We start from the raw sequence: 16,759 nt of genomic DNA on the forward strand, positions 1-16,759 counted from the left end.
GTGCTGCCTCACAGTCCGAGGATCGTCGAGGCGATGATGCCGCGCTGCACCTCGTTGGATCCTCCGTAGATCGATGTCTTGCGGTAGTTCAGGTAGGTGGCCGTGCTGCGGCGTGCCCAGTCGGGATCCGACTCGTCCTCGCGCGCAACGGAATCCGGTCCGGCGATGTCGACCAGCAGTTCGGTGACGGCCTGCTGGAGTTCGGTGCCGCGCAGCTTGAGAATCGAGGAGACCGGATTGGGCTTGCCGTCGGCCGAGCCCGCCGCCACCCGCAGCTGCACCAGTTCCAGTGCCAGCAGCTCGTTTTCGAGCTCTGCGAGGCGGGTCGCGAAGAGCTGGTCCTCGAGCAGGGTCTTCTCGCCCAGGCGGGTCTGCTTGGCGTGCTCCTTGGCCAGCCACAGTTTCACCTTGGTCTGGCCGACCGCGGCGATGCCGGTGCGCTCGTTGCCGAGCAGGAACTTGGCGTAGGTCCAGCCCTGATTCTCCTCGCCGACAAGCTGATTCGCGGGCACCCGGACGTTCTCCAGGAACACCTCGTTGACCTCGTGGCCGCCGTCGATGAGCTTGATCGGCCGCACGGTCACGCCGGGGGTGTCGAGCGGGAACAGCAGCATGGAGATGCCGGCCTGCTTCTTGGGCGCGTCCGGGTTGGTGCGCGCCAGGCAGAACATCCAGTCCGCGGACTGGGCGGCGGTGGTCCAGGTCTTCTGGCCGTTGATCACGTAGCTGTCGCCGTCGCGGACCGCGACGGTGCGCAGCGAGGCCAGGTCCGAGCCCGCCTCGGGCTCGGAAAAGCCCTGGCACCACCAGATGTCGAGATTGGCGGTGGGCGGCAGGAAGCGCTCCTTGAGCTCCTGGGAGCCGAAGTGCGCGATGACCGGGCCGATCATATTGGCATTGAAGGTGAGCGGTTCGGGCACCGAGGCCAGCTGCATCTCGTCGTGCCAGATATGACGCTGGATGGGGGTCCAGTCCTTGCCGCCCCATTCCACCGGCCAGTTCGGGGTGGCCAGCCCGTGCGCGTTGAGGATGCGCTGGGTGGTGACGATGTCGTCCTTGCTCAGTTCCTGGCCGTGCCGCTGCCGGTTGCGGATGTCGGCCGGGATCTCGCTCCGATAGAACGCGCGCAGCTCGTCGCGGAAGGCGAGCTCGTCGTCGGTGAGCGCTAGTTGCATGCGTTGACCTCCAGGTTCATGGCTACCCACGCCATCGCCGGATATGATACACAGAGACACCATTGTCTCAAATAGGGTCGTATACTCGAACGGCCGCGCACACCACCGACATCCCAGGGAGCCCTCCGTGCCCGACCACGACCGCACACTCGGCGTCGGCGAGCTCATCGCCCACCGGCATCGCGAGGGCAGCGCGCCCGGGCAGCGCACGGACTCACATCGGCTGGCCCTCGTCATCGAGGGCGGCTCCTCGCGCGGCGCGTACTCGCACGGCATGGCCATGGCCATCGAGGAATTGGGCATCCTGCCCTGCTTCGACGCGGTGTACGGGGCGTCGGCGGGCGCGCTGAACGCCGCCTGGCTGCTGTGCGGGCGCGCGGTGGATTCGCGGCGGGCCTGGAATCCCGAGGTGATCAACCGCGTGATCAATCCGGCGCGCGCCCTGCGCGGCGGCCGCGTGGTCGATACCGAGTACCTGGTGCACACCGTGTACGAGCGCATCGTGCCCATGGATTTCCCTGCGATCCTGGCCAATTCGATCACCTTCCACCCCATCGCCACCGACGCCGACACCGGCGCGGCCGTCGATCTGCATCCGGAGCTCAGCGATGTGCGCTCGGTGCAGACGGCGCTGCGGGCCTCGACCTGCCTGCCGATCCTGGCCGGACGGCCGGTGCGGATCGGCGCGCGCCGGTATGTCGATGCCGGGCTTTCCGAATCCGTCCCGGTGCGAACGGCATTGACGCAGGGCGCGACCCGCGTCCTGGTGCTGCGCACCCGCCGCGCCGGCGAAACCATGCGTCCCCCTTCGGGTCTGGAATCCCGGGTGGTGGCCCGCTTCCTGTCCCGGCACGCGCCGGGGACGGTCGGACCGTGGCTCGATCGGGTCCAGCGACACCACAGCGACGAGCGGGACTTCGACTCCGATCCGGCCGTGCTGCAGATCCGCCCGCCGCACAACGCGCCCGATATCGGGCGCATCGACCGCGATCCCGGGGTGCTCCGGCAGGCCCTCACCCTGGGGCGGGTGGCCACCGCCCGCACACTGTCGGCACACCTGGCCCCTAAGCTGTCCGCGTGACACGCGCGGAGGGAACCAGAGCACCGGGCCGGCCCGCCTCGGCCAGCCGCGACGATGTGCTCGAAGCCGCCATCGCCGTGTTCCTGAGCGGAAAAAGGGTGGACGTCAATGCCATTGCCGCTCAGCTGGGGGTGGGCCGCGCGAGCATCTACCGCTGGTTCGGATCCCGGGACGGTCTGCTGGGCGCGGCCGTGGCGCGGCAGCTGGAGCGGGTCGTGGCCCATGCCGACCGCCGCTCCCGCGGGGCGGGCGGAGAACGGCTCACCGCGGCGCTCAATCGGACCATCGATCTGCTGGTCGAGAACGACGCGCTGCGTTCGTATTTCGACAATGAATCGACCGCGGCCCTGCGCCTGATCACCCGAGGTGACGGAATCGTGCACCAGACCGCGGTGGCCCTGGTGGAGCGGTTCATCGAGCGCGCCGAATCCGAGGGCTACCAGCCTCCCATCGAGCGCGACACCCTGGCCTACGCCCTGGTCCGGCTGTGGGAGGCGTTCCTCTACAACGACGCCGTGGCCGGCTTCCGCGGCGATGTGGACCGCCTGCGCAAGGTCCAGACCGCGCTACTGCGCACCTGAGAGCTGCAGCGAGCGCCGCACCCACTCGACATCAGGGTGTGACGATGAGGGGGACGAGTTGCTCGGCCGAGGTGCGGGCGCCGTGGTGACCCACGAGGGCGGACTCCAGGGGCTCGAGGGCGGGGCGGACCAGGACCGCGACACCCTCGGCGACGGCGATGAGATCGCCGATGCGGGAGGTGATCACCGGTGTGGGCGGGGTCGGGCCGAACCAGTGCTCGTCGAGCGCCTGTTCGCGGGTCACGACCGTTGCGTGCGTGGACAGTTCGGCGGTCCACGCGGCGTGGGCGTCGGCCAGGGCCTCGGGGCGCTCGAGGTAGATGTGGCGGACCCGCGCCTCGCCGCCGATCAGCCGGACGTCGCGATGCAGCGCGGGCCGCACGTCCAGATCGATGACGGTGTCCACGTGGATCATTCCGTGATCGCCGGTGATCAGCACCGTGCAGGTGGAGGGGAGTTCGGCGAGCAGGCCGGCGAGGCAGGCGTCGATATCGCGGAGCACGGCCAGCCACTGCGGCGATTCGGGTCCGTACAGGTGACCGTTCGCATCGAGATCGGGGAAATAGGCGTAGGCGAAACGGGAGTTCGTGCCGGAATGCCGTGCGACAGCGAGGATTCCGGCGCGCAGCTCGTCGAGGGTGGCGGCCGGGTGCAGGGTGCCCGGCGCACGGAAGGCGGCCCGGGTCAGACCGGAGGTGCGCTGGTAGGCGGGGATCACGTAGTGCAGCTCGACGCCGTGGGCGGCGAGGTCCTCCAGGCGGCTGGTGTGCGGCTGCACCGACTCCGGCGGGTACGCGTCGCGGGCGTCCTCGCCGGTCGCGCTGTCGAAACTCCAGCGCAGCGCATTCAGCAGGCGGAGACGATCGCGGTCGGGCAGGGCGAAGCTGTAGCCGATGATGCCGTGTGTCGCGCAGGGCGCGCCGAGGGCGAGGCTGGCGAGACTGGTCGCGGTGGTGGCGGGAAAGCCCGCGGTGAGGGTGGTGCGGACGTGCGCGGCCAGGGTGGGTGCGCTGTCGGCGTGGCGGGCGAGAAGTTCCGCGCCGAGACCGTCGATCAGCAGCACCACCACATCCCGGTTGGGTGCGAGGGCCAGCGGATTGCGCTGGTCGAGCCCGAAGGACGCGGCGACGGACGGCAGGACGTCGGCGAGCGTGGCCGGCGACGTCTCCGAGGGTGAACTGGCCATTCGCCGACTCTATTGATCTCGGCGCGATAATTCACCGGTGTTCGAATCCGCCGACTTTTCGATCAAGCCCACCCTGACCGGCACGAAAGTTCTCCTGCGGCCGTTCATTCCCGAAGACCTCGACGCCATCCTCGCAGCCCTGCGCGATCCCGACGTCCGGCGGCTGACCGGCAGCGTTCACCAGGAGACCACCGAGTCCGTGCCGGAGGATCCGGCCGAGTACGAGCGCTTGCGCGACTGGTACGCCACGCGCGAAACCCAGCCCGACCGCCTCGATTTGGCCATTGCCGACATCGCGACCGGCCGCTGTGTCGGGGAGGCCGTCCTCAATCGGTGGGATCCCGGCAACGGCAGCTGCAACTTCCGCATCCTGATCGGCCCCGATGGCCAGGGCCGCGGGCTGGGCACCGAGGCGACGCGGCTGATCGTCGGCTACGGGTTCGAGAAGCTCGGCCTGCACCGAATCTCCCTGGAGGTCTATGCCTTCAACCCGCGCGCTCGCCGTGCCTACGAGAAGGCCGGCTTCCGTCCCGAGGGCGTCCTGCGCGAATCCCTGCGCTATGGCGACGAGTGGATCGACGCGACCGTCATGTCCATCCTGTCCCGCGAATGGGCCGAGCACCGCGGCCATCCCGCATAGCCCTGCCCGCATACGCGAAAACCGCCTCCGAGGAGGCGGTTTCGTGCGTTGTGGGGCGAATCAGGCCAGGCCCCACGCCTTCAGGACATAGGTGATGTTGGCGGCGATTCCGGTGAGGGTGTTGGCCAGGTCGATGGCGGCGGAACCGAGGTTGACGATAGGCATGTTTCAAGTCTTTCGGGCCGGGAACATGGTGCAGTTCCACTGTATTAGCGGCAGCTAACTCCCAGCATCATGAATCGACTCACCCCTCGGCCGAGGTGTTACCCAGCGCACAGCGGCACCGGTCCGGCTCAGTCCCGCTCGGGCAGGCGCAAACGTTTCAGGGACAGGGCATTCAGGGCCACGATGATGCTGGATCCCGACATGGACATCGCGGCGATCTCCGGTCGCAGCGTGAAGCCGAAGGCGGGCTCGAAGACGCCGGCCGCGATGGGCAGGGCCAGGCTGTTGTAGCCGACCGCCCAGGCCAGGTTCTGATGCATTTTGCGCAGCGTGCCGCGGCCGATGCGCAGCGCGGTGGGGACGTCCAGCGGATCGGAGCGCATGAGCACCACATCGGCGGTCTCGATGGCGACGTCGGTGCCCGCGCCGATGGCGATGCCGAGATCGGCCTGGGCCAGGGCGGGTGCGTCGTTGACGCCGTCGCCGACCATGGCGATCTTCCGTCCGGCGGACTGCAATTCGATGATCTTGGCCGCCTTGTCGCCGGGCAGCACCTCGGCGATGACGGTGTCGATGCCGAGTTCGGCGGCGATGCGCTCGGCGGTCGCCCGGTTGTCGCCGGTCAGCATCACCACTTCGACGCCCATGTCGTGCAGGTCCGCAACGGCTTCGGCGGAGCTCTCCCGGGGCGCGTCGGCGATTCCGATCACCGCGGCGGGCTCGCCGTCGACGGCGGCCAGCACCGCGGTCTGGCCCGCGCCCGCCACCCGGTCGCGGGCTACGGCCAGCTCGCCCAGGTCGACGCCTTCGCGGTCGAGCAGCCGGCGATTGCCGATGACCACGCGGCGGCCGTCCACGGTGGCGATCGCGCCGTGACCGGGGACGTTCTCGAAGTCCACCGCGCGGGCGTCGGTGGGGCCGCGCTCCTTGGCGTAGCGCACCACGGCGTCGGCCAGCGGGTGCTCGGACTCGCGTTCGACAGCGGCCAGCAGGGGTAGCAGGTCGGCCTCGGAAAGCCCGGGGCCGGTGATGATTTCGGTGACTTCCGGCTCGCCCTTGGTGAGGGTGCCGGTCTTGTCCATCACGACGGTCTGGATGCGGGCCGAGCTCTCCAGTGCCATCGCGTTCTTGAACAGCACACCGCGTTTCGCGCCCAGGCCGGTGCCGACCATGATGGCGGTCGGGGTGGCCAGGCCGAGGGCGTCGGGGCAGGTGATGACCACGACCGTAATGGCGAACAGCATGGCCTTGGCGAAGGTGGCTCCCGCCAGCAGCCACACCGCCAGGGTCAGCACACCACCGATCAAGGCGACCAGCACCAGCCAGAAGGCGGCCCGGTCGGCCAGTCGCTGGCCCGGGGCCTTCGAATTCTGGGCCTGCTGTACCAGGTTCACGATCTGCGCCAGCGCGGTGTCCGCTCCCACCTTGGTGGCGCGCACCCGCAGCGTGCCGTTCTCGTTGAGGGTGGCGCCGATGACCGCCGAGCCCGGCTCCTTGTGCACCGGCAGGCTCTCGCCGGTCACCATGGATTCGTCGACCTCGCTGGTCCCGTCCTCCACGAGGCCGTCCACCGCGATCTTCGAGCCCGGGCGCACCAGCAGCAGATCGCCGACTTTCACCTCGGCCGTGGGGATTTCGACTTCCTGCCCGTCCCGGATCACCGCCGCCTGCGGCGGCGCCAGATCCAGCAGCGTGCGAATCGCGTCATTGGCGCCGCCCCGCGCCCGCATCTCGAACCAGTGGCCGAGCAGCACGAAGGTGGCCAGCATGGTCGAGGCCTCGTAGAAGACCTCGCCGCCGCCGGTCAGCGTAATGCCGAGGGAGTACAGCCATCCCGCCCCGATACCGACCGCGACCAGCACCATCATGTCCAGCGTCCGCGCTTTCAGCGCCGCCCACGCCCCGGTGAAGAAGATGGTCGAGGAGTAGAAGATCACCGGCAGGCTGAGGATCAATTCCCAGATGTCCGAGCGCATTCCGAACGGCACCGGCAGATGCCACCCGAACATGTCGGTGGCCATCGGCGACCACAGCATCACCAGCACCGAGAACACGGCGGCCACGACGAACCGGTTCCGCATGTCAGCGGCCATGTCCTCCATGGACATCCCCGCATGCCCGGCATGTGCACCGTGCCCCATCGCGGCATGATCCATCCCCGCATGAGTCATTTGGTCCCCGCTCTCGTGCACGGCGTGATCCATGCCCGCATACGCTTCGTGGCCCGACCCCCCGTGCGCCGCATGACCTGAATCCGCATGCGCCGCATGGTCCATATCGGCGTGTGCCGCGTGGTCCATGCCCGCGTGGGCATCGTGATCCGTGGCCGCGCCGGCATCGCGGGTCGCGGACGGCTGAGCGGCGTGTGCCGCGGCGGCGGGTTCGGCCAGCGGGTCGCAGACGTGGTTGGGAACCGATTGGCCGGCGCAGTGCAGGCCGCATTCCTGGATCCAGGTGCGGAGGTCGGCGACGGAGGTGTGGGCGGGGTCGAAGATGAGGGTGGCGGTTTGGGAGACGGGGTTGGGGTCGACGGCGAGGACGCCCGGCCGGCGGCCGAGGACCGACTTCACCACGTTCTGCTGGCTGGCCCAGTGCAGGCCCCGGATGTCCAGGACCGTGGTCCGCTGGTCGCTCTGCCGATCCATCTCGCACTCCTCCGCCGACTGGCTCTCACCGCCCTCGACCATATACCCCGTAGGGGTAATTGGCAGGGTTCCGGCAGGAACGAGCCGTCAGGGCGGGCACCGGGCCCGGTGGGGTGCGGGCCCGGACCTCGGGCGTCAGGACATGGGGACGGGTTCGCCGACCTCCACGCGACCGCCATAGGTCAGACCCGGGCAGCCGGAGGCGAGTTTCACCGCCGAGTCCAGGTCGTCGGCCTCGACGGCGACATAGCCGGAGAGCCGGTCGGGCGCGGCGGGGTTGTCGCCCAGCATGACGGTCTGGCCCACGCGATTACCGAAATCGGTGACGCGCTCGCCGATCTCGGCGAACCAGTCGGCCCACAGCTTTTCCTGCTCGGGCGTGGCTGCGCGGTTGGGGTCGTTGCGGAAGGCGAGGATGTAGGTGGACATTGTCGTTTCTCCTGTCGGGTGGACGGCCCGGTCGGCCGACTCGTGAATCCGTCGCGCGGCTCCGGCCGGGAATCGACAATCGGGTCGCGAATTTTTTTTCGCGACCGTGTCGATTTCGCCGCCATCCCGAACGACGGGTTGAGCGACAACGACGTCAGCAGTGACACGGCAACGGAGCCGTGCGATCCCCCCAGCGAAGGGAGCAGTGACATGCCCGAGTACCTGCTGCTGATCCACCAGGACGAACAGACCTGGCTGGCCGCGGATCCGGCCGTGCGGCAGCGCACCCTGAACGAGCACCTCGAGTTCATGGCCGCGCACGCCGACCGGCTGCGCGGCGGTAACCGCCTGCGCCCCACCTCGACCGCGACCACGGTCCGGCACGACGAGCACGGCCGCACGGTCATCACCGACGGCGTGTTCGCTGAGACCAAAGAGGTTCTGGGCGGCTACTACCTGGTCGAGGCGGCCGATCTGGACGAGGCCATCCGGATCGCCGTAGACGTACCGTCGCCGTTCGGTTGTGTCGAGGTCCGGCCGATCCACCCGCACGACGAGCCGTGACGACGCCGGAGGTGGCCGCCGCGGTCGCCGAGGCGCACCGGCGCGAGTGGGGCTTCGTGCTGGCGGCGACCGTGCGGGTGACCCGCGATATCGATCTCGCCGAAGAGGCTGTGCAGGAGGCGTTCACGCAGGCTCTGCAGGCCTGGCCGGAGTCGGGGATCCCGGATCGCCCCGGCGCCTGGCTGACCACGGTGGCCCGGCGGCGCGCCCTGGACGCCCTGCGCCGCGACATCGCGTTCGAGCGCTCGATTCCGCTGCTGGTGGAGGATCCCGCGCCCGACCCGGCCGCCCCGGACTCGGTGGCCGACGATCGGCTGCGGCTCATCTTCATCTGCTGCCACCCGGCCCTGTCGATGGAGGCGCGGGTGGCGCTGACCCTGCGCCTGCTGTGTGGTCTGTCCACGCCGGAGATCGCGCGCGCCTTCCTGGTCGCGGAACCGACCATGGCGGCGCGCATCACGCGGGCCAAGAAGAAGATCGCCGAGGCGCACATCCCCTATCGCCTCCCGTCCGACGAGGAACTGCCCGACCGCGTCGACGCGGTGCTGACCGTGCTGCACCTGCTGTTCACCACCGGCCACACCGCCCCGGCCGGCGCCGAACTGGTCCGCCCCGAGCTGGTGGAACGCGCCCTCGACCTGGCCCGCATGCTGCGCCTGCTGCTGCCCAACGACCCGGATGTGGCGGGCCTGTACGCGCTGCTGCTGCTCACCGACGCCCGCCGCGGCACCCGCACCGACGAGACGGGACGCTTCCTGCCGCTGGCCGAGCAGGACCGCGCCCACTGGGACCGCCGGGCCATCTCCGAGGGAATAGCCTTGGTGCGCAGATCATTACGCGGCCGTGCGCCGGGCCGCTTCCCGCTCATGGCGGCCATTGCCGCCGTCCACGCCGAGGCCCCCGCCTTCGACGCCACCGACTGGCACGAGATCGCCGGTCTCTACGACCATCTCATCGCCGTCTGGCCCTCCCCCGTCGTCGCCCTCAATCGCGCCGTCGCCCTCGGCCACGCCCACGGCCCGCAGCGCGGCCTGGACGAACTCGATCGCCTGGCCACCGAACCCCAGCTCACCGCCTACCACTACCTCCCCGCCGCCCGCGCCGAATTCCTCACCCGCCTGGGCAGATTCGACGAGGCCCGCCTCGCCTACCAGGAGGCCCTGCTGCTCGCCGAGAACAAGGTCGAAGCGGACTTCCTCACCACCCGCCTCCACGACCTCGACCGCTGAATCGGATTGCCGGCCAATCAGTCCTGGCGTTGGAGGATTTCCGCGACGGTCTGCACCGCGGACCGCAGAGCTTCGGCCGCATCGACGCCAGCGGCATAGCCCGTCGTCTCGCCGATTCGATATGGACAGGCGAAGTGCGGAGTTCCGGGCCACGGCTTCGGACGACCGATCTCCACCACCGCTTCCAACGTGATATCTGGTTCACCGAAACGACTGAGCAGCGATTCTGCGGGCAGATCGGATGCAGTCATCGTCGTAGGTTACGCGCGGCTACATGGTGCACTGGTAGAAACCGGAGTGGAATGGAGAGCCCGCAGGCTGCTCGAGATACACCAGCCCCCAGACCGGCTGTTGGTCGATGGCGGGGTCATTGTGGTGACAGACGCATTGCCCCATACCCACCTTGTTGATGTCGTACGGGTCAGGTTGCTGAGTGACCGTGGCCGGCCGCAGCCCCACTAACCCACCGAAATGCTCGCACGCTTCGGGGGTGAGTGCGCTCGCTGGACCAGAGGTCAGCAATACCGCGATGACCGCGCAAGTCGCCACGAAAGTCGCACGAATGATCAACTGACGCATAGGTTTTACCTCGTATCTACTTACGATGTTCTTCGTCCGATTTGCCAGGCTCGTCCGGGGGAAGTCCGTCCTTATTGCCCGGCTTCCAAGTCCGGCCACCCGTCATCACCAATGGGCATCACGCCGCTTTCGGTGTGGTGAAATCCGAGGGGTCCGCCTTCGCGACCTGGATTCTTCTGCCGAGTGTGCGTGCACCCGGGCGATACCGTGATCACCGTCGCCACATCGAGAACTTCTGCGGGGATGACGTGGTCGTCGAAGTGGGCGGTGCTCGGCACGAAGACCGCGTCCACGCCGAGACGCCTGATCGCCACACGCAGGCGGTGCGCCCGGTTCTCGGTGTAGTCGCTGAAGACGATGGTTCGCCTCAAGTCATAGCCAGTTCTCCTGGCAGCCCTACGAATTCGCAACTCATCCTGCGGCTGACTCAGCCCGGATACATCGCTACGCAAGAACCCCACGGCGGACGGCAGCAGGCTCATCGGTCACCACCTTCGGCTCAGCGGGATGTGTGTATACGGGGGCTCTGCGGCCAACCGTGTCTGAATGTCGCTGACGGTCAACCGTTTCGGCTGGTCATGGCGGCCAGCGGCGGGCAGTGCGATTCTTGCGGCGCTGAGCAGCGCTAGCGCGGCGAGCGTTATTGCAACGATGATTTCCATGTCGGGTGTTCTCCATGTCCCTGGAATGGCGTTGGAGGGCACCCGACGCCGGGTTCAGGTGATCGTCCCGGCGTCGCGTGCATCTTCAACGTTGCCGCCCGGACACCCCTGATTGAAGTGACCCAGCGGGTACCCCGCGGGTACTCTTCGGTGCATCGACCATGCACAGGGGAACCCGATGAGCATTTGCGCGCGGTGGACCGGCATTGAAGTAAACGCATTCCGCAAGGCGCTCCGAATGACCCAGGAACCATTCGCGGAGCACGTCGGCGTCGCCTACGACACGGTCAAGAAATGGGATCGCCGACTCGGCGACATCACCTTGAGTCCCGCCTACGCCGCTCGGATGGACAACAAGCTGGCAGCTGCGGATCCCGCTGTCGTCGAACGGTTTCGGGCCATCCTGAACATGCAGACAGTCATCGAGGGCAGGCCGCACGAACTGCTCGACGATGTGCCCGGCGCGCAGTTCGACGATGACGACTGTGTAGTCGTCCCGACCCGGGCGCTCTCCGGCGAAATAGTGCTCGTCGCGCTACCGCGACGGACCGTCGTTCTCGGGATCGGAACAGGCGCAATCGGGGCAGCCGTTGCCGGTGTGACGAGCAGTCCGCTCGGCAGCACGCTCGCGGCACTGTTCGCTGATACCTCGATCGATCACGTCCGGCACTTCGACAAACTGCGGATGTCACTGATCGAATCCGACAATCTGTATGGCTCGGCGCAGACCCTTCCGCATGTGCTCAGTGCCCTCGACCTGCTCGGCCGGCTGAAGCGGGGGAAAGTCGGCGATCCGCGCGGGATCCTCCGAATGCAGGCCATGTTCGCCGAGACTGCGGCCTGGCAGTACCAAGACCAACGTGATTACGTCCGCGCCGATAACTGGGCAGCGAAGGCCCTGCGATGGTCTCACCAGTTGGCCGACGACTATTACATCGGCCTGTCGTTGGTGCGTATGAGCCAGCTCGCCTGCGACCGGGGCGACGCGACCGAAGGCGCGGAACTGGCCACCGCCGCTCGACGCAGCGCGCCACCGGATTCCCTGTTCTCCGCCGCAGCACTGACATTCCGCGCCCACTCCCAAGCGCTCGACGGTGACCCGCTCGGTAGCGTCCGAGCTTACGACAACGCACGCAAAATCGTCGAATTCGCAGCCGATGATCCAAAGTGGGGCATGTTCCTCGACCACTCGTACGTAGATGCCTATCAGGCGTATACCAGCGCTGAGACAGGCGAATACTCCCGTGCGACAACGCAGTTCACAGAGGCCATCGCGCACATGCAACCCGATTACCAGCGCGACAAGGGCGTCTACCTCGCCCGGGCTGCCGTGGCCCACATGGCGGCAGGCGAGATCGAGCCTGCGGCAGCTGCGGGAGGCCGCGCCCTCGAAATCGGTATCGGCACAAGGTCGGCCCGCATCTTGCACAAGGTCCGCGAACTCTCGGGCATGATCGACCCGGACAGCACGCAGACCGGTGTCGCCGAATTCCTGGACGCCGTTACCGCCTGGAAGGACGCGAGTTGCCCCGACCGCTAGTAGTGCTCTCCGTCGCCGTGAGCCTCGACGGCTACATCGACGATACGATCCCGGCGCGACTCTACCTGTCCAATGACAAGGATTTCGACGGCGTCGACGCGCTGCGCGCCGACTGCGACGCGATCCTCATCGGTGCAGAGACGGTGCGCCGAGACAATCCGCGACTGTGGCTACGGAGCGAAGAACGCCGCGCTGCGCGCATCGCCGCGGGCAAACCCGCGAACCTGGTCAAGGTCACCGTGACGCGCTCGGGCGACATCGACCCGGACGCGAGGATGTTCCATCACCACATCGAGGCCGGAAAGCCACTGGTGTACACCACCGTTGATGGTGCCGAGAAGATGAGCGATCGCCTCGACTCCGTCGCGGAGGTCACCGCCATCACAGATCAGGATTTCTGGGGCGCACTGCTCGACGACCTCGGCCGCCGCGGCATCGAGCGACTGATCGTCGAGGGCGGCACCCACATTCACACCGCGTTCCTTTCGGCGGGCCTGGCCGACGAGCTGCGATATGCCATCGCGCCGCTGCTGATCGGACAGGCCGATGCACCTCGGTTCGTCCAGCCGGCCCAATTCCCAGGCGGGTCGCGCAGGCGACTGGAATTCCTTGATGCGACAGTGCTCGACGATGTAGTGGTTCTGCGATATCGACCGAAACGCACCAGCACGATCTCGCCGGGTCAGTAGGCGCTCGGCGGCGTATGAGCGCGGACGTACTCACCTCCCGCCTGCACGACCTCGGCTCCTGAATGGGATTGCCGCATCGCACAGGGACAGTTAGATTGCCGCTCATGGGGATCCGCGGGGCAGTGGCGCTGGGGGCGATCGCGCTGGTACTGGGCACCGGCGGCGTGGCCGCTGCGGAGCCCACGGTCGAACGCGAGTCCTTCACCTTTCAGTTCGGCGATTTCACCGGCTCGGGTGAGCTGGACTTTCCTGCGGGGTCGCGCAATGCGCCTGTCGTGGTGCTGATTCCGGGGTCGGGCCCCGAGGATCTCAACGCCGACCAAGCGTCCGGCTCCCATATCTTTCTCGATATCGCGGACGACCTGACCAGCCGCGGCTACGCCGTCATGCGGTACAACAAGCGCTACGTGCACGCCCCTGGCGATGTCGACAGTGCCGACTACTGGACCAAACTCGACCTGAACGACATGCGGGACGACGCCGATCAGGTCCTGCGCGCCGCCGAGCAGGATTCACACGTCGACCCGCACCGTGTCTTCGTCTACGGCTGGAGCGAGGGCAGCACCGTCGCGGCCGCCCTGGCGACGACCCATCCGGAATTGGCCGGAACCGTCTTCCAGGGCCCGGTGGCACTCCCCTGGCGTGTGACCTTCGGTTATCAGGGCGAGCAGGTCTACGCGCCGTACCTCGCGCGATTCGCGTCGAACGGCCTGCTCGGGCCCGACGAGCTCGGCCGCGCCTTCCATGGCGACGGCGGGCTCATGGCCAAGCTCGCACTCCGCTTCGCCTGCGTGAACGCCGATGCCGGAGACTTCACCGTCCGCCCGACCTGGGATCTCAACCGAGACGGCAAGCTCGACGTGGACCTCGAGTTTCGCCCCGTCTACCAGTTCTACCTGGAGTCCGCGATGCGCCCCGGCGGCATCTACGACATCTACGATCCGGCCCGCGCCCTCCCCAGCCTCATCGAACAGGCCCCGAAACTGACCGCGCCCGTGCTCATCCTGCAAGGTGTGGACGACGCCAACGTCCCTCCCGCGGGTTCGTCCAGCCTCGACGCCGCCCTGGCCGCCGCCGGCACCCGCGACCACGCCCTCCATCTCTTCCCCGGCCTCGGCCACTCCCTCGGCCCCACCCCCGACGTCCTGCACGACAACTTCCAGCCCATCGACCAGTCGGCCCTGGACACCCTGGCGCACTGGCTGGACGCCCACCGATGACCAGTCCGCCCATCTGCCGAACCAACTGTGCCGGAAGGGCTTTCCCGCCATATTCTGCACCCCACCGGATTTCGTCGACCGCCACTGGCAAGGCTGGGACCGCATCACCGATCAACTCGCCGCGGCGCTGATCGCCGGGCGCTTACGCGATCGACGCTCCAGCACCGCCAACAGCCCGGTCGGCAGAAGGGCGAGGGCGGAGCCCGCGAACACCCAGCCGAAGGTCACCGCGAAGGCGTCCCCTCGGCCCGGCCGGCCGATCCCGCCAGGCAGGTGCCGTTGCAGGATCACTACGAAGGCGGCGGTGCCGATCGAGCCGCCGACACGCTGCATGACGGTGAGTTGCGGTGTGGCGTCGATGATCTGGGACGGACCGAGCTCCCGCATGGCCGCCGTCATGGCGGGCATGGCGGCCATTCCGATACCCAGGCCGCGCACGATCATGGCGAGGCAGAGCAGCCAGTAGGGCGTGTCGTCGGTGATCAGCATGAACGGAACGGTGGCGACGCAGCAGACGAGGGCGCCGAGCAGGCAGGTGAGCGCGCCGACGCGCTCGTAGAGCCGCGCGGACAGGCCCATGGCGATGGCCGCGCCGACGCCCTGCGGTGCCATCAACAGGCCGGTGTGGGCGGCATCCTGATGGCGAATCAGCTGAAAGTACAAGGGCAGCAGCACCATTGCCCCGAACGTCACCGCGCCGATGACGAGGGTCGAGACCGTCCCCGCGGCGAAGTAGCGGTCCCGCCACAGGCGCAGGTCCAGGACCGGATTCCGGACCCGGAGCGAATGCGCGACGAATACCGCGACCAGAATCGCACCGCCGCACAGTGTCACGAGCACCTTCGGGTCGGTCAAGCCACGCGACGCCGCCTCGGACAGCCCGTAGGTGATTCCGACCATGCCCGCCGAGACCAGGATCAGACCGAGCACATCGAGCGCCTCGGCGGATTCGGCGCGCTCATCCCGCGGCAGCAGCCGCACGGCCAGTACCAGCCCGACCGCGCCGATCGGCGCGTTGATCAGGAAAATCCACTGCCAGCCCGCGTATTCCAACAGCAGCCCGCCGATCGTCGGTCCGATCACCGGGGTCAGCACCATCGGAATGCCCGCCGCCGCCATGGCTTTCGCCATCCCATCCCGCCCTGCCGCGGTGACCAGGATCATCTGCCCGACCGGGATCATGACCCCGGCCCCCAGCCCCTGGGCCACCCGGGCCGCGATCAGCATGCCGACGCTCCCCGCGGCGGCACAGGCCACCGAGGCGAGCGTGAACAGCAGCAGCGCACCGAGATAGAGCCGTTTACGCCCGACGCGCCGTGCGGCCCAGCCGGTCACGGGTAGCACGGCCGCCTGCACCAGCAGGTAGACGGTGACGACCCACTGAATCGCGTCGAGGGTGCCGCCCAGGTCGGCTGCCAGCGATTTCAGGGACACATTGACGACGGTCGCGTCGAGGAAGGCGAGTATCGCGCCGACCAGCACGACCACGATGGCCCGGCGCGCCCGCGGAGTGAGCGCGGCCCGATCCACGGCCCCGCCCGGGATGTTCGAGATAGTCACACGTCGAAGTGTCATCCGTTCGGATAAAAGTGTCAACCAATTGGATGACATACGGATGTATGACACAGTCGGCTCAGTGGATGACACAGTCATCCACCGCATTACGATGGTCGGATGGCAACCGAGCCCGACCCCGACACGGACCCCGTCCCGCCTGCCGCGGGCCGCCGGCCCCGGCGCGCTCCCAGCGCCGCCGATCGCCGCCGCGATGCCGAGCGCTCCCGCCAGGCCCTGCTGGACGCGGCCCTGGACGAGTTCGCCGCCAAGGGTTTCGACGGTGCCCGGGTGCAGGAGATCGCCGATCGCGCGGGGGTCAACAAGCAGCTGATCGCTTACTACTTCGGCGGCAAAGAGGGTCTGTACCAAGAGATTCAGCGTGGCTGGCCCGCGGCGGAAGCCGAGCGTGCGGATCCGGAACTCCCGCTCGACGAGGTCGCCGCCCGGTATCTGTCCGCGGTGCTGGCCGATCCCCGCCCGGCCCGCCTGCTGGTGTGGCGCGGGCTTACCGGAAGTGGTTCTGCCACCGACTATTTGGATGGATCGGCCACTATCGAAGCCGATCTGGAGAACCTGACGCGAGCCCAGGAACGCGGCGAGATCTCCCCCGGGATCGATCCCGCCTTCATCAGAATGGCCCTGATGGGCGTGATCCTGGCACCCGTCATGCTTCCCGAGACAGCCCTGCAGGCGACCGGAAAGCAGCCCGGCTCACCGGAATTCGAAGAGTATTACAGTGGGCAGCTGCGCAGATTGATCCAGCTACTCGGCCGGTGAGGTTTCGGAATTGACTGCGAGAGCAGCGGTTCGGGGCGAT

General features: G+C 68.0%; 17 protein-coding genes. 9 read left to right on the forward strand and 8 right to left on the reverse strand.

The features are described from left to right. Positions 1–8: 8 nt before the first annotated feature. On the reverse strand, positions 9–1,175 hold the full coding sequence (locus ABZV44_RS13275; RefSeq protein ID WP_354835524.1) for an acyl-CoA dehydrogenase family protein: 1,167 nt from the start codon (positions 1,173–1,175) through the stop codon (positions 9–11). A gap of 127 nt (positions 1,176–1,302) precedes the next feature. On the opposite strand from ABZV44_RS13275, the gene ABZV44_RS13280 reads away from it, so the two are divergent. Both ABZV44_RS13280 and ABZV44_RS13285 read left to right on the forward strand, forming a co-directional pair. Beyond that, positions 1,303–2,256 carry a patatin family protein gene (locus ABZV44_RS13280; RefSeq protein ID WP_354835526.1) on the forward strand — a complete coding sequence of 318 codons (954 nt, stop codon included), beginning with the start codon at positions 1,303–1,305 and terminating at the stop codon, positions 2,254–2,256. Continuing rightward, positions 2,253–2,837, forward strand: coding sequence for a QsdR family transcriptional regulator (locus tag ABZV44_RS13285; RefSeq protein ID WP_354835528.1), 585 nt, complete (start codon positions 2,253–2,255; stop codon positions 2,835–2,837). Before ABZV44_RS13280 ends, ABZV44_RS13285 begins: the two co-directional genes overlap by 4 nt. Positions 2,838–2,868: 31 nt before the next feature. On the opposite strand, the gene ABZV44_RS13290 is transcribed toward ABZV44_RS13285, so the two are convergent. Then, positions 2,869–4,023 (reverse strand): nucleotide pyrophosphatase/phosphodiesterase family protein, encoded by a 1,155-nt coding sequence (locus ABZV44_RS13290; protein WP_354835530.1) that lies wholly within the window; start codon positions 4,021–4,023, stop codon positions 2,869–2,871. A 37-nt stretch (positions 4,024–4,060) separates the two neighbouring features. On the opposite strand from ABZV44_RS13290, the gene ABZV44_RS13295 reads away from it, so the two are divergent. After that, on the forward strand, positions 4,061–4,663 hold the full coding sequence (locus tag ABZV44_RS13295) for a GNAT family protein (RefSeq protein ID WP_354835532.1): 603 nt from the start codon (positions 4,061–4,063) through the stop codon (positions 4,661–4,663). Positions 4,664–4,956: 293 nt separating this feature from the next. Here ABZV44_RS13295 and ABZV44_RS13300 read toward each other — a convergent pair whose 3' ends face one another. Both ABZV44_RS13300 and ABZV44_RS13305 read right to left on the reverse strand, forming a co-directional pair. Further along, a complete protein-coding gene (locus ABZV44_RS13300; protein ID WP_354835534.1) occupies positions 4,957–7,473 on the reverse strand; it encodes a heavy metal translocating P-type ATPase in 2,517 nt (838 codons plus the stop codon). Between the two features lie 135 nt (positions 7,474–7,608). After that, positions 7,609–7,902 (reverse strand): hypothetical protein, encoded by a 294-nt coding sequence (locus ABZV44_RS13305; RefSeq protein ID WP_354835536.1) that lies wholly within the window; start codon positions 7,900–7,902, stop codon positions 7,609–7,611. Between the two features lie 210 nt (positions 7,903–8,112). Between ABZV44_RS13305 and ABZV44_RS13310 the strand changes: the two genes are divergently transcribed. Both ABZV44_RS13310 and ABZV44_RS13315 read left to right on the forward strand, forming a co-directional pair. After that, entirely contained in the window at positions 8,113–8,466 is a 354-nt protein-coding gene (locus ABZV44_RS13310; RefSeq protein WP_354835538.1) for a YciI family protein, read from the forward strand. Beyond that, on the forward strand, positions 8,463–9,695 hold the full coding sequence (locus ABZV44_RS13315; protein WP_354835540.1) for a sigma-70 family RNA polymerase sigma factor: 1,233 nt from the start codon (positions 8,463–8,465) through the stop codon (positions 9,693–9,695). Before ABZV44_RS13310 ends, ABZV44_RS13315 begins: the two co-directional genes overlap by 4 nt. 17 nt (positions 9,696–9,712) lie before the next feature. On the opposite strand, the gene ABZV44_RS13320 is transcribed toward ABZV44_RS13315, so the two are convergent. From ABZV44_RS13320 to ABZV44_RS13330, 3 genes are all read right to left on the reverse strand, one after another. Further along, positions 9,713–9,946: a hypothetical protein gene (locus tag ABZV44_RS13320; RefSeq protein ID WP_354835542.1), complete on the reverse strand. Its 234-nt coding sequence runs from the start codon at positions 9,944–9,946 to the stop codon at positions 9,713–9,715. A 19-nt stretch (positions 9,947–9,965) separates the two neighbouring features. Further along, positions 9,966–10,274 carry a hypothetical protein gene (locus tag ABZV44_RS13325; RefSeq protein ID WP_354835544.1) on the reverse strand — a complete coding sequence of 103 codons (309 nt, stop codon included), beginning with the start codon at positions 10,272–10,274 and terminating at the stop codon, positions 9,966–9,968. 71 nt (positions 10,275–10,345) lie between these two features. Continuing rightward, positions 10,346–10,756, reverse strand: a complete 411-nt coding sequence (locus ABZV44_RS13330; protein WP_354835547.1) for a hypothetical protein — start codon at positions 10,754–10,756, stop codon at positions 10,346–10,348. 526 nt (positions 10,757–11,282) lie between these two features. Here ABZV44_RS13330 and ABZV44_RS13335 point away from each other — a divergent pair. The 3 genes from ABZV44_RS13335 to ABZV44_RS13345 all read left to right on the forward strand — a co-directional run bounded on the left by ABZV44_RS13335 (position 11,283) and on the right by ABZV44_RS13345 (position 14,385). Beyond that, positions 11,283–12,476, forward strand: a complete 1,194-nt coding sequence (locus tag ABZV44_RS13335) for a hypothetical protein (RefSeq protein WP_354835549.1) — start codon at positions 11,283–11,285, stop codon at positions 12,474–12,476. After that, on the forward strand, positions 12,461–13,165 hold the full coding sequence (locus tag ABZV44_RS13340; RefSeq protein WP_354835551.1) for a dihydrofolate reductase family protein: 705 nt from the start codon (positions 12,461–12,463) through the stop codon (positions 13,163–13,165). The genes ABZV44_RS13335 and ABZV44_RS13340 overlap by 16 nt, the downstream gene beginning before the upstream one ends. A 104-nt stretch (positions 13,166–13,269) precedes the next feature. Next, positions 13,270–14,385, forward strand: coding sequence for an alpha/beta hydrolase (locus ABZV44_RS13345; protein WP_354835553.1), 1,116 nt, complete (start codon positions 13,270–13,272; stop codon positions 14,383–14,385). A gap of 111 nt (positions 14,386–14,496) precedes the next feature. Here ABZV44_RS13345 and ABZV44_RS13350 read toward each other — a convergent pair whose 3' ends face one another. Then, positions 14,497–15,945, reverse strand: a complete 1,449-nt coding sequence (locus tag ABZV44_RS13350) for a DHA2 family efflux MFS transporter permease subunit (RefSeq protein WP_354835555.1) — start codon at positions 15,943–15,945, stop codon at positions 14,497–14,499. A gap of 114 nt (positions 15,946–16,059) precedes the next feature. On the opposite strand from ABZV44_RS13350, the gene ABZV44_RS13355 reads away from it, so the two are divergent. After that, on the forward strand, positions 16,060–16,719 hold the full coding sequence (locus ABZV44_RS13355) for a TetR family transcriptional regulator (RefSeq protein WP_354835557.1): 660 nt from the start codon (positions 16,060–16,062) through the stop codon (positions 16,717–16,719). Positions 16,720–16,759: the final 40 nt, after the last annotated feature.

Source organism: Nocardia sp. NPDC004860 (genome assembly GCF_040609015.1).
In the GTDB taxonomy this organism is placed as follows: domain Bacteria; phylum Actinomycetota; class Actinomycetes; order Mycobacteriales; family Mycobacteriaceae; genus Nocardia.